At 51.5% G+C, this 14,077-nt stretch carries 13 protein-coding genes; 4 read left to right on the top strand and 9 right to left on the bottom strand.

Features of this window, described 5'->3' with window-relative positions; all coding sequences use genetic code 11:
- Positions 1-120: 120 nt before the first annotated feature.
- Positions 121-672: an endonuclease SmrB gene (gene smrB / locus HMPREF3178_RS19705; protein ID WP_004104178.1), complete on the top strand. Its 552-nt coding sequence runs from the start codon at positions 121-123 to the stop codon at positions 670-672.
- Positions 673-692: 20 nt separating this feature from the next.
- Here the strand turns inward: smrB and sixA are convergent, their stop codons facing one another.
- From sixA to HMPREF3178_RS19685, 4 genes are all read right to left on the bottom strand, one after another.
- Positions 693-1,178 carry a phosphohistidine phosphatase SixA gene (gene sixA / locus HMPREF3178_RS19700; RefSeq protein WP_014230284.1) on the bottom strand — a complete coding sequence of 162 codons (486 nt, stop codon included), beginning with the start codon at positions 1,176-1,178 and terminating at the stop codon, positions 693-695.
- A 209-nt stretch (positions 1,179-1,387) separates the two neighbouring features.
- Positions 1,388-3,532 (bottom strand): fatty acid oxidation complex subunit alpha FadJ, encoded by a 2,145-nt coding sequence (gene fadJ / locus HMPREF3178_RS19695; protein ID WP_070585471.1) that lies wholly within the window; start codon positions 3,530-3,532, stop codon positions 1,388-1,390.
- On the bottom strand, positions 3,532-4,842 hold the full coding sequence (gene fadI, locus HMPREF3178_RS19690) for an acetyl-CoA C-acyltransferase FadI (RefSeq protein ID WP_070585423.1): 1,311 nt from the start codon (positions 4,840-4,842) through the stop codon (positions 3,532-3,534). The genes fadJ and fadI overlap by 1 nt, the downstream gene beginning before the upstream one ends.
- Before the next feature lie 159 nt (positions 4,843-5,001).
- Positions 5,002-5,286, bottom strand: a complete 285-nt coding sequence (locus HMPREF3178_RS19685; protein ID WP_004114294.1) for a YfcZ/YiiS family protein — start codon at positions 5,284-5,286, stop codon at positions 5,002-5,004.
- Positions 5,287-5,657: 371 nt separating this feature from the next.
- On the opposite strand from HMPREF3178_RS19685, the gene fadL reads away from it, so the two are divergent.
- Positions 5,658-7,022 carry a long-chain fatty acid transporter FadL gene (gene fadL, locus HMPREF3178_RS19680; RefSeq protein ID WP_004104187.1) on the top strand — a complete coding sequence of 455 codons (1,365 nt, stop codon included), beginning with the start codon at positions 5,658-5,660 and terminating at the stop codon, positions 7,020-7,022.
- A gap of 62 nt (positions 7,023-7,084) precedes the next feature.
- Here fadL and mlaA read toward each other — a convergent pair whose 3' ends face one another.
- Positions 7,085-7,846, bottom strand: a complete 762-nt coding sequence (gene mlaA, locus HMPREF3178_RS19675; protein ID WP_004104189.1) for a phospholipid-binding lipoprotein MlaA — start codon at positions 7,844-7,846, stop codon at positions 7,085-7,087.
- A gap of 258 nt (positions 7,847-8,104) precedes the next feature.
- Here mlaA and HMPREF3178_RS19670 point away from each other — a divergent pair, with 258 nt between their 5' ends.
- Positions 8,105-9,001, top strand: a complete 897-nt coding sequence (locus HMPREF3178_RS19670) for a formate/nitrite transporter family protein (protein ID WP_004104191.1) — start codon at positions 8,105-8,107, stop codon at positions 8,999-9,001.
- Positions 9,002-9,192: 191 nt separating this feature from the next.
- On the opposite strand, the gene HMPREF3178_RS19665 is transcribed toward HMPREF3178_RS19670, so the two are convergent.
- Both HMPREF3178_RS19665 and HMPREF3178_RS31830 read right to left on the bottom strand, forming a co-directional pair.
- Positions 9,193-9,564 carry a S24/S26 family peptidase gene (locus HMPREF3178_RS19665; protein WP_004104194.1) on the bottom strand — a complete coding sequence of 124 codons (372 nt, stop codon included), beginning with the start codon at positions 9,562-9,564 and terminating at the stop codon, positions 9,193-9,195.
- Positions 9,521-9,760 (bottom strand): hypothetical protein, encoded by a 240-nt coding sequence (locus tag HMPREF3178_RS31830; protein WP_004104202.1) that lies wholly within the window; start codon positions 9,758-9,760, stop codon positions 9,521-9,523. Before HMPREF3178_RS31830 ends, HMPREF3178_RS19665 begins: the two co-directional genes overlap by 44 nt.
- Positions 9,761-10,135: 375 nt before the next feature.
- On the opposite strand from HMPREF3178_RS31830, the gene HMPREF3178_RS19660 reads away from it, so the two are divergent.
- Positions 10,136-11,038, top strand: coding sequence for a DUF2971 domain-containing protein (locus HMPREF3178_RS19660; protein ID WP_004104203.1), 903 nt, complete (start codon positions 10,136-10,138; stop codon positions 11,036-11,038).
- A 65-nt stretch (positions 11,039-11,103) separates the two neighbouring features.
- Here HMPREF3178_RS19660 and HMPREF3178_RS19655 read toward each other — a convergent pair whose 3' ends face one another.
- Positions 11,104-11,379 carry a hypothetical protein gene (locus HMPREF3178_RS19655; RefSeq protein WP_004104204.1) on the bottom strand — a complete coding sequence of 92 codons (276 nt, stop codon included), beginning with the start codon at positions 11,377-11,379 and terminating at the stop codon, positions 11,104-11,106.
- 9 nt (positions 11,380-11,388) lie between these two features.
- Complete coding sequence (locus tag HMPREF3178_RS19650; RefSeq protein WP_004104206.1) at positions 11,389-13,956, bottom strand: hypothetical protein; 2,568 nt, start codon at positions 13,954-13,956, stop codon at positions 11,389-11,391.
- Between the last annotated feature and the right edge of the window lie 121 nt (positions 13,957-14,077).

The following is a 14,077-nucleotide window of genomic DNA, read 5'->3' as shown; positions in this document are numbered from 1 at the left end:
CACGAAGACGGGGATAAATCAGCATTCTTACATCACGCTGAGGGGGAAAAAGAGGTTTTCCTTGCCTGGATGCGTGGCGAGTCGGGTAAACTACCGGCAAAGAAAAAATGAGACCAGGTAATGAAAAAGAAAACAACGCTAAGCGAGGAGGATCAGGCATTGTTCCGGCAGCTAATGACCGGCACTCGTCAGATTAAGCAGGACACCATTGTTCACCGTCCGCAGCGCAAAAAAATCGCTGAAGTACCGCCCAAGCGGCTGCTCCAGGAGCAGGCCGATAACAGCCACTACTTTTCCGATGAGTTTCAGCCGTTGCTGAATACCGAAGGATCGGTGAAGTATGTGCGTGCGGACGTCAGCCACTTTGAGCTGAAAAAACTGCGTCGGGGTGATTATTCGCCGGAGCTGTTTCTCGATCTGCACGGTTTGACCCAGCAGCAGGCCAAGCAGGAGCTGGGGGCGTTGATTGCCGCCTGCCGTCGCGAGCACGTATTTTGCGCCTGCGTAATGCACGGGCATGGGAAGCATATTCTCAAACAGCAAACGCCGCTATGGCTGGCTCAGCACCCGCATATCATGGCGTTTCATCAGGCACCAAAAGAGTACGGCGGTGACGCCGCACTGCTGGTACTGATTGAAGTTGAAGAGTGGCAACCGCCGGAGCTTCCGTAAAACGTCGGCTCCGGAGGAAATCAGATAGCTTTCGCCATCTTCAAATTGCAGGGGCTCATTTGCCAGTTGAACTCGCCTTTGCCGCTGGCATCAAGCGTAACGCAGGCAATCGCCGAAGTGGTGAACATCGGGGGAGTTTCCCCCGGGCACAGCTCTGAGACGAGGTACCCCACCAGAGGGAGGTGGGACACGACCAGCGCCGTCGCCACACCTTCATTCGCCAACGCCTGGAGATAAGCGCTGACCATGCCAACATCGCCGCACGGCGTGAGTTCCGGCATCACGTCGACATCTTTTGGCAGATTCATGCACTCCCCAACGATTTCCAGCGTCTGTTCTGCACGCAGGTAGGGACTGACAAGAACTCGCTCAATATCCACTTTTTGACCTTTCAGCCAGGTTGCCATCTGACGAGACTCATCGCAACCGCAGACGGTTAATGGACGAACCGAGTCACTGGCTGCATCGAGGGCAGCGTCGCCGTGACGCATGATAAAAACTTGCATATTGCACCGCTTTTGTTAACCAGAAGCACCGCGGTCTTACCCACGTAGACGATACGCAGGTGACCCGGTGGCCGGGCATTGTGCCTGATCCATTCAACGAATGAAACGCTGTTTTTTACCTCAATGGCGTAAGTATAGTCAACTATCGCTTACAAAATCGCCAAAGCACTGCGCCATTCACAAACGGATTTACCTTCTTTGACCACAACTTAGGTCGTACGTTCATCAGCGGGCCAAAAGGCCGCCCCCTGCTCGGCCATGTGTAACAAAGTGTCACATGGTGTAAAACGCGGGCCGTATTGTGCGGCCAGACGCTGCAAAATCGCTGCGACTTCCCCCGCACCCAATCTATCCATATAGCGGAACGGGCCGCCAAGGAACGGCGGAAAGCCAATGCCAAACACGGCGCCGATATCGCCATCGCGAGCGTTGCGAATAACCTGCTCATCGAAGCAGCGCGCCGCTTCATTGAGCATCATCATGACGCAGCGTTCCGCCACCTGCTGCGCGGACAAGCGCGCCTGTGGAGAAGCGATACCCAGCAGGTTGTAAATCGCCGGGTCGGGCCGTTTTTTGCTTTTACGCCCTTTTACCGCATAAAGATAGAAACCCCGGTTATTTTTTCTCCCTTTGCGATCGTCATTCAGAATTGCGCTAATGATGTTTGCAGGCGGGCTAAAACGCTCTCCCCATGCCGCCTCCAGAACGGGAATAATTTTAGTGCCGGTATCGATCCCCACTTCATCAAGAAGCTGAATTGGCCCTACCGGAAAGCCAAATTGAATCAACGACTTATCAATGTGATCGATCGGCTCCCCTTCTATTAACAGGCGCATGGCTTCATTAATATAGGGCGCGAGAATTCGGTTAACATAAAATCCGGCTTTATCCGCGACGACAATCGGCGTTTTCCCCTGCAGCTTCGCCAGCTTTACCACCGTGGCAATAGTCTGCCGATCGGTACCACGATGTGGAATCACTTCGACCAGCGGCATTTTTTCTACCGGGCTGAAAAAGTGCAGGCCGATAACCCGCTGCGGTCTGCTCGCTTGCGCCGCGATCTCTGCGATCGGTAAAGACGACGTATTAGAGGCAAAGATCGTCTCCGGGTGGCAGTGTTGTTCCACTTCGCTGACCATTTTCTGCTTGAGTGCCAGATCTTCAAATACCGCTTCGATCACCACATCGCGATGGGCAAAGCCCTGGTAATCCAGCGAACCGGTAATCAACCCCATCTGGCGATCGCGCTCGCTGGCGCGCAGATAGCGGCGGCGCACCTGTTTATCGAGCAGATCCCAACTGTATTTCAATGCATGATTTATCCCGCGCGGCTGAATGTCCTTAATGCGGACCGGCAATTCTCCTTTGCATGCGGTGACGTAGGCGATGCCGCCCCCCATCAGTCCTCCGCCAAGAATGCCCACGCTACGCAGCGCGACGGGCTGCGCATCCGCACCGCGATCTTTTTTAAGATCGGTGCTGGCGAAAAAAATCGATCGTAGCGCCTGCGATTGCGGCGTCATCGCCAGCTCGCCAAAAGCGCGGGCTTCTTCTGCGTATCCGCTGCTGCAGCCCTGCGCCAGTCCGGTTTCAATCACCTGCAGAATGCGCTCAGTTGCCGGGTAGTTGCCCTGGGTTTTGTGATGCGTCTTTTTCGCTACCAGACGAAACAGCAGGCTGCGGGCGAGAGGTCCTGCGAGAATACGTTCGCGCGCCGGGACGGTACGGCTTGCCGGACGACCTTTAAGAGCCCGTTCAACTGCGGTTTGTAGCAGGATGGTCTGTGGCACCACTTCATCGACCAGTCCCGCCTTCAGAGCCTGGCGCGGGCGAAGCTGTTTGCCGGTCAGGATCATCTCCAGCGCGCTGCTGACGCCAATTAATCGCGGTAAACGCTGGGTGCCGCCAGAACCTGGCAGCAGGCCCAACTGAACTTCCGGCAGGCCAAGCCGGGTTTTATTATCATCGCTGCATACCCGCCCGTGGCAGGCCAGCGCCAGTTCCAGGCCTCCGCCCAGGCATGCGCCGTGAATTGCGGCGATCACTGGAATGGGGAGCCCGTGGATCTCGGCCATGATTTGCTGCCCCTGACGGGCCAGCGCCTCCGCTTCCTGAGCGGAATGACAGCGGGCAATCATGTTGATATCGGCCCCGGCGATAAAGTTATCCGCTTTTGCGGAAATAAATACCGCGCCGCGCAGTTCTTTATTGTCGCGGAGCTGACGGATAATTCCCCGCACCTCGCTGGCGAACTCAGCTTTCAGGGTGTTCATTTTTTCACCTGGCGCGTCAATGGTGATGACAGCGATATTGTCCGGGCGAACCTCAAGCGTAAATGCCGACACGGTTTCCATCATTCGGCCTCCAGAACCATAGCTGAACCCAACCCACCCGCCGCGCAGGCGGTAACCAGCCCAAACCCTCCGCCGCGACGCTGCAGTTCATGCAGCGTTTGGGTAATCATTCGCGCGCCGGTGGCGGCAAAGGGATGGCCGTAGGCAATCGAACCGCCAAGCACGTTGAATTTGCTCTCATCGACTTCGCCGATAGCCTGCGAGCGGCCAAGCACCTCACGGGCAAATCGATCGCTGGCCATGCATTGCAAATTCGCCAGCGTTTGCGCAGCAAAGGCTTCATGCATATCAATCAGGGTTAAATCGGCCAGCGTCAGCCCGGCTCTTTCCAGCGCCAGCGGCGTCGACCACGCCGGACCCAGCAGCATATCCTGACGAACATCAATCGCGGTAAAAGCGTAGCTGCGCAGGTAGCCCAGCGGTATTAACCTAAGCGCTTTAGCCCGGGATTCGGTCATCAGGATCACCGCCGCCGCCCCATCGGTTAACGGCGTACTGTTAGCGGCGGTCACGCTACCGTGTTTGCGATCGAAGGCCGGACGTAACTTTTGGTAATCTGCCAGCGTTGAATTCTTACGGATGTTGTTATCCTGTTCCAGAGGTTCACGGAACGGCGGCGAGTAGGCAGTCATGACTTCTGCCGTTAATTTCCCTTCCTCCCAGGCCCTCGCCGCAAGCTGGTGCGAACGAAGCGCCAGCGCATCCTGCCGCTCACGCGTGATACCCCACGTTTTCGCCATCTGCTCAGCGGTATCGCCCATCCGCAGACCGGTGGAATATTCGGCAACAGCTGGTGGCACAGGGAGAAGATCGCGGAAACGCAGCCGGGAAAAGAGCTTCAGGCGCTGTCCCAAAGTGCGGGCTTTGTTGGCATCAACAAGCGTTCTGGCAAGTTTTTTGCTCACGCCAATGGGCAATACGGAAGAGGAGTCGGCCCCGCCGGCGATGCCTGCATGAATGGTTCCCGCCATCAGGCTCTCCGCGACGTTGGCCACCGCCTGAAAGCTGGTCGCACAGGCGCGACTGACGCTATAGGCATCAGTATGTACGCTCATACCGGTACCCAGCACAATTTCCCGCGCGATGTTCGGTGCTTCCGGCATCTGTACCACCTGACCAAATACCAGCAGGTCTATTATATCCGCGGGGATATTGCTGCGAGCCAGCATTTCGCCGACCACCAGCTTACCTAAATCAACGGCTGGAACGCCGTGGAAAGCCGTCGCCTGCCGGGCAAACGGCGTACGTAAACCGCTGACGATGGCGATACGATCGCCCTGACGGGTGACTAGCGGTAATGCCTGACTCATAACGCTCCCCTGTTAACCGATAAAACAAAGTGGTCTGACCTGATAACAGTTTTAACTAATATTTTACATTAAGCCAATCGGGGAACAGAAAAAGTGCGAACCAAAACACATTGATTAGAAAAGATAACGCCCCTGCGAGGAGGAGCGTTTGGGAAGGGATTAACGCAGGCCGAGCTGGAAAATCAGGGTTTCAGCTTCGCAGCTGAACACGAAATCGATATCCAGCTTCACGCCGCCATCAACTTCAGTAAAGGTCGGGGTGATTTTGCACGGCTCCGATTCAACGTTACGCGCTCTTTCACTCAATGCGGCAAGCATTTCTTCCGCTTCGGCGCGGTTCGCAAACACGCGGCTATAAGATGCGGTGCAATCGGTGTTGTCCATGATGGTACCAACATCCATACAGCAGCAAACCGGGGTTTCATCAGCACTGCATTTACTCATCGTAGATTTCCTCTGTATATGCACTCAGGGTGCCAGACAAATAATGTGCTTATTTTACGCCCGGGGCATGCCTGCCTCCAGTCGTTAATGGCGACAAAGGAGATAAGTGACCGAAATCACACTTAAAAATGATCCAAAACAAAAAGTGCCTACTTTGGATTGCGGGTACCCCGGCAAATTTGCCAACTGGATCGCGTTTCTTAGATCACAATTGAAAAAACTTATAAACAAACTTGCAACATATCATCTGGTCAGACCTATACTCAGCGCACTGGTCTGATTTCTCTGTCGTAAAGCAGACCCTACACTTCGCGCTCCTGTTACAGCATGTAACATTGTTTAAATAAAAATAACTCTATGAGGTTATGGGCATGAGCCAGAAAACCCGCCTTACCCAATCTGCCCTTGCAGTGGCTGTAGCACTTGTTTCAAGCCAGGCCTGGTCGGCAGGCTTTCAGTTAAACGAATTCTCTTCATCGGGCCTTGGTCGCGCCTATTCAGGTGAAGGAGCTATTGCTGACGATGCTGGAAACGTCAGCCGTAACCCGGCATTGATTATGATGTTCGACCGTCCGACTTTCTCGGGCGGCGCTATTTTTGTCGATCCTGATGTCAACGTCACCGGCAGTTCAGTTATCGGTAATGACGCCAGCCAGGACAATATCGCACCAACCGCATGGGTACCCAATCTGCACTTTGTGGCGCCGATTAACGACCAGTTTGGCTGGGGGGCTTCTCTGACGTCTAACTATGGTTTAGCCACCGAGTTCAACAATGATTTTGCCGCGGGCTCAATGGGCGGTACAACCGACCTCGAAACCCTCAACCTCAATCTGAGCGGCGCCTATCGTCTCAACGATCACTGGAGCTTTGGTTTAGGCTTTGACGCCGTCTATGCCAGAGCTAAACTAGAGCGCTACGCGGGCGATTTACCGGATATTATCGGCGCACAGCTACCGGGAATGGTGAAAGCAGGCAAACTCTCTCCGGCCCAGGCCGCGGCAATTGGTCAACAGGCTGGCGGTATCAGCCGCGATACGCAAATCGCTCGTCTGAAGGGTGATGAGTGGGGCTTCGGCTGGAATGCAGGCATTTTATATGAAGTCGATAAAAACAACCGCTACGGCTTAACCTACCGCTCTGAAGTCAAAGTTGATTTTGACGGAGATTATAAGAGCAGTCTGCCGTCATCCCTCAACCCTATTAACTCTGCCCTCGGTCTGGGACTGCCTTACGGCACTGGTGGTTCGACAATCGGCGGTTCTCTGACGTTGAATCTGCCCGAAATGTGGGAAATCTCAGGTTATAACCGCGTAGCGCCAAAATGGGCCGTTCACTACAGCCTGGCTTATACCAGCTGGAGCCAGTTCCAGGAGCTGAAAGCCACCAAAACCAGCGGCGGCGAAACGCTGTTCTATAAAGACGAAGGTTTTAAAGATTCCTATCGTATCGCTCTGGGTACCACCTATTACCATGACGATAACTGGACCTTCCGTACCGGTATCGCCTTTGATGATAGCCCGGTTCCGGCTTCCAATCGTTCCATCTCTATCCCGGATCAGGATCGCCTGTGGCTCAGCGCCGGTACGACTTACGCCTTTAATAAAGACGCTTCCGTCGACGTCGGTGTGTCCTATATGCACGGTCAGCACGTCGAGTTTACAGAAGGGCCGTATACCTTTAAATCAGAAGGTAAAGCCTGGCTGTACGGCGCGAACTTTAACTACCGTTTCTAATCAACAGCAGCAACAAAAAAGGGTGAACATCATGTTCACCCTTTTTACTTTCAACCCGACGGTTACTGTGAATCGATATCTTTGAGATCGCCTTCAATCGCCTGAGCGTTGGGGTTCTCATTCGGAGAAAGTTTACCGCCGTTGGCGATAAAATCATGACGCTGGAAGTAAGCTTCACGCATCAGGATATACGGATCGGAGGACTGACGGAGCAAGCCATCGGAATCCAGCAGCTGCGCGCGGGTTTCGACTCCCTCTACCATCCATTTACCAATAGACATCGGCCATGTCAGCCAGGAAAGAACCGGATACAAGTCATCAGCCATATCACCGCCCTCATCACGCAGCGTAAAGCTGCCGTAGAAAGGCAACTGCACATAGGGGCCGTATCCCACGCCATAGTGACCCAGGGTGCTACCGAAGCGAGCAGGCTCAACGCGCTGCAGTTTTGGATTCGCCATTCCCGCTACATCAACCAGCCCACCCATCCCGAGGAGAGTGTTCAGGAAGAAACGCGTAAAGTGCACCATACCTTTATAGGGATCGCCCTTCAGGAAGGAGTTCACCATTACCGCAGGTTCTTCAAGGTTGCTGGTAAAATTGCTCAGACCATTACGCGCCGGCTGCGGTACATAATCTCGCCACGCCACGGCAACAGGCCGAAGAACATAAGGATCGACAACATTGTAGTTGAAGTTGAACATGGTTCGGTTAAAACCTTCAAGCGGATCTGAACGCCCCTGCGGTAGATCGCCAGAACCAGAACTGGCGCACCCCACCAGCAATGTGGCGCCAAGCGCAAGCGCCGACAGGCGAAAATTCATAGGTATCTCCCTGTTAATTTTAGCTATCGCTGGGGGTTATCCGAGGACAGCCGCCTCCATTAAGATATCGCCCGTAAGCATGTGCCTGCTTTCAGCATAGCCTTTTTTGGCATCGTTGTTGATGCCCCCGATTCTATACACATTTTGCAATTTCCGTATTGCTAATCTTGTCATTACAAAGAATTTAGGAGCTTATCCACTCCAAATAACCGAAACCGCTCTACGATTATAATAAAGACCAGCCGTTGAGGAAAAGTTATGAAGCCGCAAACTCACCATGATAGTGAAGATGTTGAGGTTGAAAGTGAAGAAAAACAGAATGGTGAAGAAATTGAGGTGGATGAAGAACGCCTGCCTTCACAGGCGATGGCTACGCATGAAGTGATTCGCCAGGAAGGAGAGAAAGAGCTTGAGCGCGATGCCATGGCGCTCCTCTGGTCAGCGATTGCAGCAGGACTCTCAATGGGGGCTTCGCTGGTTGCCAAAGGCATATTCCATGTCCATCTCAGCGAGCTGCCCGGCGGTTTTTTGCTGGAAAATCTCGGCTACACCTTTGGCTTTGTTATCGTCATTCTCGCTCGGCAACAGCTGTTCACCGAGAATACCGTCACCGCCGTCCTGCCGATTATGCATAAACCCACGCTCAGCAATATCGGCCTGCTGTTACGTTTATGGGGTGTTGTACTGGCGGGTAACTTAATTGGAACCGCTATCGCAGCATGGGCGTTCGATGTCATGCCCGTGTTCGATGAACCGACTCGCGAAGCCTTTCTTAAAATCAGCCTGAAGGTGATGCAAAACCCTCCGCTGGAGATGTTTGCCAATGCGATTATCTCCGGTTGGCTGGTCGCAACCATGGTGTGGATGTTTCCCGCCGCAGGCTCCGCGAAAATTATCGTCATCATCCTGATGACCTGGCTTATCGCCCTGGCGGACACTACGCATATTGTGGTGGGCAGCGTCGAGATTTTCTACCTGGTGTTCAACGGCACGCTGCCGTGGCAGGAATTCATCTGGCCGTTCGCGCTCCCGACCCTTGCCGGAAACATCTGCGGTGGGACCTTTATTTTCGCGTTATTAAGCCATGCTCAGATCCGTAATGATATGAGCCACGAGAAGAAAGCCCGTGCGGCTGAAGAGAGAAAAAAGCGCTAAATGGCTATAGATTAAGCAGTTGGGCCGCGCAAGCTTAACGTGCGCCGAAAATAACGCTATAATCCCGGCGCCATGTCCCCTTAGTTAAATGGATATAATTATAAAACAATTTAATAGATTGTTTTATAAAGATAAATATCAAAATAAGTCACTTTCATTGTACTCGTTTATGTACACACAATCCGTTGACTTTATATGACAGGACATTCGTCATCATTAGGCCAAGCTCGATTGATGACGAATGTCACCACCCCGACAACTGTAACATCATCCAAAGCCTCGCCTTCCAGAGCCTCCCCGTCTCTTGTAATAAATGCCCGGCCCATAATTTTTGCAAAATCAGTGCCGCCGCCGTATTGAATTAAAACGGTATCTCCTTGCTTTGGTTTACCGGAGACATCGATTACGGTGTAACCAGTTTCTGTCTGAACGAGCCTAGTATTTGGGCCGGTACCGCAGAGTTTATCGACGGTCAGTCGTACTTCTACATAGTCTGCAGCTGGCGACGGAAATCCCACGTTATAGCCCTCCGTTCGGGTTGTATAACTGGAACGTGCGCTCATCGCCTTCCTGCGTTGAGACATCCCGGAATGTCGTCACATAGTGCTCTATCCACTGGTTAGCCTGGCGTGGCGACCAGTGCCAGTTATATCTCTCCAGTTCCTGCAGAAATCGCCTGGTGGTGAGGATGCGCTTTCCGTTAGGCAGGATATCTATTGCGTTCCGGCAAGCTGTCTCGATTTCGTATAAACGCGGCATACTTCCCCCTATCAAATGTACTGTATACAAATACAGTAAATGCATGTATGCAGCAGATCAATATTGGCAGTGGCTATCAATTATCTGCACAGACGTAACGTATTGATGCCTCAACCGATGACATCTGCTATCTGCTGGCGGGTTGCTCCAGCAATTAACATTCCTTCCGCCCTGTTGATGATTGTGCGGGTCATGATTTTACGACGACCGCCTATCCTGCCGCGTTCTCGTGCTGCAGCCAGTCAGGCTAAGGGCCCATCCGTAATCAGTTCTCGCTCTATCTCCGTAAGAGTACTCATGGAAATAAGATTGCAGTTAACACACACAGCAACTAACATCATAAAAGTATCGGCATTTAATTTAAAAGGTTAACTTATGGAATTATGTCATTACACTACTTTAGATAGCCTTCTTGGTATAATTGAAGGAAATGCTATTTGGGCTTCTCACCTTAGATATTTAAACGATAGCACCGAACTACTGCATGGTATTAATTGCGTTAAACAGTCGCTCGATAAATTGAGAGAAGAATCCAATTTAGATTCAAGATGGATAGATGAAATTGAGAAGCAAGTCAACTTGCAAATAACCCCAGGAATGGAAGATATATACGTAACGTGCTTTTATGCAGGCATATACGCAGATGGAAAATACAGGGATGCATCTGATTTATTAAGCCAGTGGAGAGGTTACAGCAAACCGAAACAAGGTATTTGTATCGTTTTTGATAGTGAAAAACTGATTGACTTTATCTATTCAGCCCAACAATATAAACATGAATACAAAGGTGAATCCTGTCACTCAACTTCATTTGATGTAGTACATGGTCTTGTTAACTACGTATCACCAAAGAATCACAAAGGTGCGAAAAAAATTTACGACATTATAACCAGTGAACTTGAGATGTTCGGTTCACTTTCTGAAATTTTTCTCTCTTCGGAATTAGGGAAATCAGGAGTAATAGGTTCACTTCTAATTAGAACGCTGCCATTTTTTAAAGATAGTGGTTTTTCTGAGGAGAATGAATTTAGAATAGCAATTAACACTGTAACTAACAGGTCATTAGTGAATTTTAGAAACAATCAAGAGCTTCTAACGCCATATATATCAATCGGGACAAATGAAAGAACCAACACCTATAAGTTCATACCAATCAAGAAGATTGTTGTTGGTCCTGGACCCAATTCACAAATCAATGCCATTAGTATTTCTAACATAATTAGTGAGCGCAATCTTAACATTAAAGTCGACGTATCTAAAATACCCTATAAGGGTTAGGTAATAGCAATATTTACGGCAGCTAATTTCCTGATTAGCTGCCGCCCAATTTTAAAATTGTAGATTTATTGTGAAAATTCTGCCATGTCCATAATCTGTATTTCAGCCTGCTCTGCCCAGGATTTTGATGATGAGGTATCCAGCGAAATAGGGTAATCACCTACGATGACCTTTGCATTGTCATCATAACGCACTGACAATGTTGCTTTTACCTGACCAGTGTCATCCTGACGGACGCTTTCAACTGCATAAATTAAATCTATTTCAACATCCTTGTCGCAGAGATATCCACCGAGATAATGAATCTGGACTGTTTTTAATACTGACAATTTAAATGACATAATGATTCCTTACGCAGGTAAGTAGTATTTTTCGCCGTAAATCAGTTTGCACAGACTAAATGCCGCTGCATCTGCGCCAGCCTTGTAACTGACGGTATAGCCGAGGTCATTCGGGTGGTTGTAGTTCGTACCGTCGAACAGCGCCGCCCAACCATGCGCTTCAACGCCATCCCGGAACCACGGTATTTCACATTCCATCAGGAATACCGCTTTGTCCCTCGCCACAGACCGGAACATGCTGTTGACCATGCCGAACCGCGCTGCGCCGACTGTTTTGATGCCGCTTCCAGACCAGTCCCGCTCGACAAATGACCGTGATGGTGGTGGGTCGAGCACCTCCTCTTTCATGCTGTTAAGCCCGATATGGCGGATGGTCGTTTTCATAAGACCCGAAGCGGGGAAAGATTCGGCCACAGTGATGGTATTCCTGTCCTCAGAGATGGCTGCGATGGTGTAATCACCAGCGTTGTCGCCACTCAATATACGGAGCGTATGCCCTACCCGCAGAATCTGGCCGCCCCAGCTGGTAGCGGCGTTGCCTGTCCCGTAGGAGAATGCCCCACCATTGATGGTTCGCGCTGCCGCATCAAAGGTATAGTTTGTGTCAACGTTGAACGTCCTGACAGGCCACGAAACGTTCAGGCTGCCTAAGTCCATAGCCGTAACAGACGTGCTTAATGGGTTGTGGTGCGGGCTGGTAGCAACAATCACTACCGCGCCTTTGGCTTTACACTCATCTATCAGAGCTTCAAGTTTTCCTTGTTGCTCAGGGAACGTTAGTCCGTTGTTAAAGTTCCCGACGGGTGCGTCATTCATGCCGCCAACAATGAGTATAAAATCAGGCCAGTCTTCTTCGTTTGTGCTGGTGAAGTATGGCGAGTTCTGAAGTTGCGCGGAAAACTGCTGGAGCGCCTGAGTGGGAATGCACTGGTTATCATCGATAAACTCAAAATTCCCGTACCCAGCTAATTGCGCTTTCATGGCCTCGACGAACAGCGTGTTCGGCGCGAATGGCGCACCTGCAACACCGCCACCGGTGGAACCCGCCCCAACACCGACTGACGAGCCGACTGAGGTGAATATCAACCGTTTTTTAACGGTGGTTCTTACCCCGGCTGTGAACGATATCGAACCAAACGGCCCGGTATTTGCAGTCGTACCATCGCCGATAAGTTTTTTCGCCAGCTTCACATACGGGTCGGTGAAGGAGGTTTTGAGAGCCTCCACATCCGACTGGAGTTTTGCCACGGGAGTGGACAAATCGCCGGACGAAATGATTTTGAAGTTGTTTTGCGGTGCTCCGCGATACATCAGCAAAACTGGCTCTGCGTACTTTATCTCCCCACCTGTCAGCGGCGCGTTTGCGCCCTTAAACACACTGCGCACAATCTGATTGCCGTACCTGTCAACAACAGTAACAGCCACCGCGCCAGTGTTCGTTGCTGGTGGTTCCAATACTACCAACGTGCCATTGTCGATATAACCATCGACCGTGACAGACAAATCATTCGGCGTACTGGCATCGCTGGTCATGGTTGCGCGAAGAACCGTCCCGTAAATTTTTGTTCGCTCATCGGCATACGTCATTACCCGAAACTGATTAGCCCCTGCATGCCAGTGCAGCAGATGCGCCCGGCCTGATGCCAGGTCTCCGGCAGCAACCTGCCCGCCGTCAATTCGGGTAATGTTATAGGCACCCCACGCATTGAGTTTCAGCTTGGGGGTGCGTGTTGTATTTGCGGATGGTGGCGTAAACAGGAACAGTCGCCCATTCTGTAGCTCGCCATTGGTGATAGAAGATGTTGCCGTGTAAATGTCATCGGCAACGCTGCTAACTGTCACCGGGAAAGGCACCTGATTTTTCAGGGTGGCGGTCAGGGCATCATTAGTGGTCTTGTATGCGGTAAGGCTGGCTGCTACCTCCGACGCCGTAGCCCCGGACGCTATCAACATGAAATTATCAGTTGGTGCGCCACGGTAAACCATTAGCACTGGGTTATATTGAATCAGCTCACCACCAACCAGGACGGCGTTAGCCCTTCTTAGCACAGAGCGAGTCACGCTATTGCCTTTCGAGTCCGTCACGGTAACGCTAACAGCCGCCGTATTCAAAATAGGAGACAGGAAATAAATCAAACTGCCATCCACTAATAATCCGGGGATAGTGATAGCAATGGTATTAGCCGCACCGCTACTCACAGCTGTAGCAGACTGGTAACCCATTGGCATTGCGGATGGCATTTTTCGCCCGGTAGGCTGCAGCGTCCCGCCAACGTTCATGACTTCGATTGCGAGCGCGCTGTCGTCCGGGCTGCGGTAATACGTCGTAGAGCCCACCGGAATATTCGCGATATCCGCCTGCGCCTCAGCTAATGTCATGTACTGTTTGCTCAGAGGGATGATGTTCTGCCTGACCTCATCGTTTTTCGCCATCATTCCGCGCCAGGAGTCCAGGTCAACACCTGCACGATCAGGCACGGTCAGTTCGTCCGAGTTCACCAGTTTATCCAGACGAGTAGCGTTATCCAGCAGCACCGCCGGTGTATTGCTTCCCAGTGCCGGGTCAAATCCAGCCATATTATTTGCTCCAAAAAAAATAGCCCTCAAGGGATTGAGGGCTTATGCGAAATAAAGTTGAAAGGGGTTTTAGTGAGTGTTACGCGGCGTCGCCGGGGTATGTGGCGTCGTCGTACTGGTA

Origin of the sequence: Klebsiella sp. HMSC09D12, from assembly GCF_001808475.1 — a bacterium.
In the GTDB taxonomy this organism is placed as follows: domain Bacteria; phylum Pseudomonadota; class Gammaproteobacteria; order Enterobacterales; family Enterobacteriaceae; genus Klebsiella; species Klebsiella oxytoca.
Note: the sequence above shows the minus strand (reverse complement) of the source record. Positions and strands in the feature narration are given on the sequence as shown.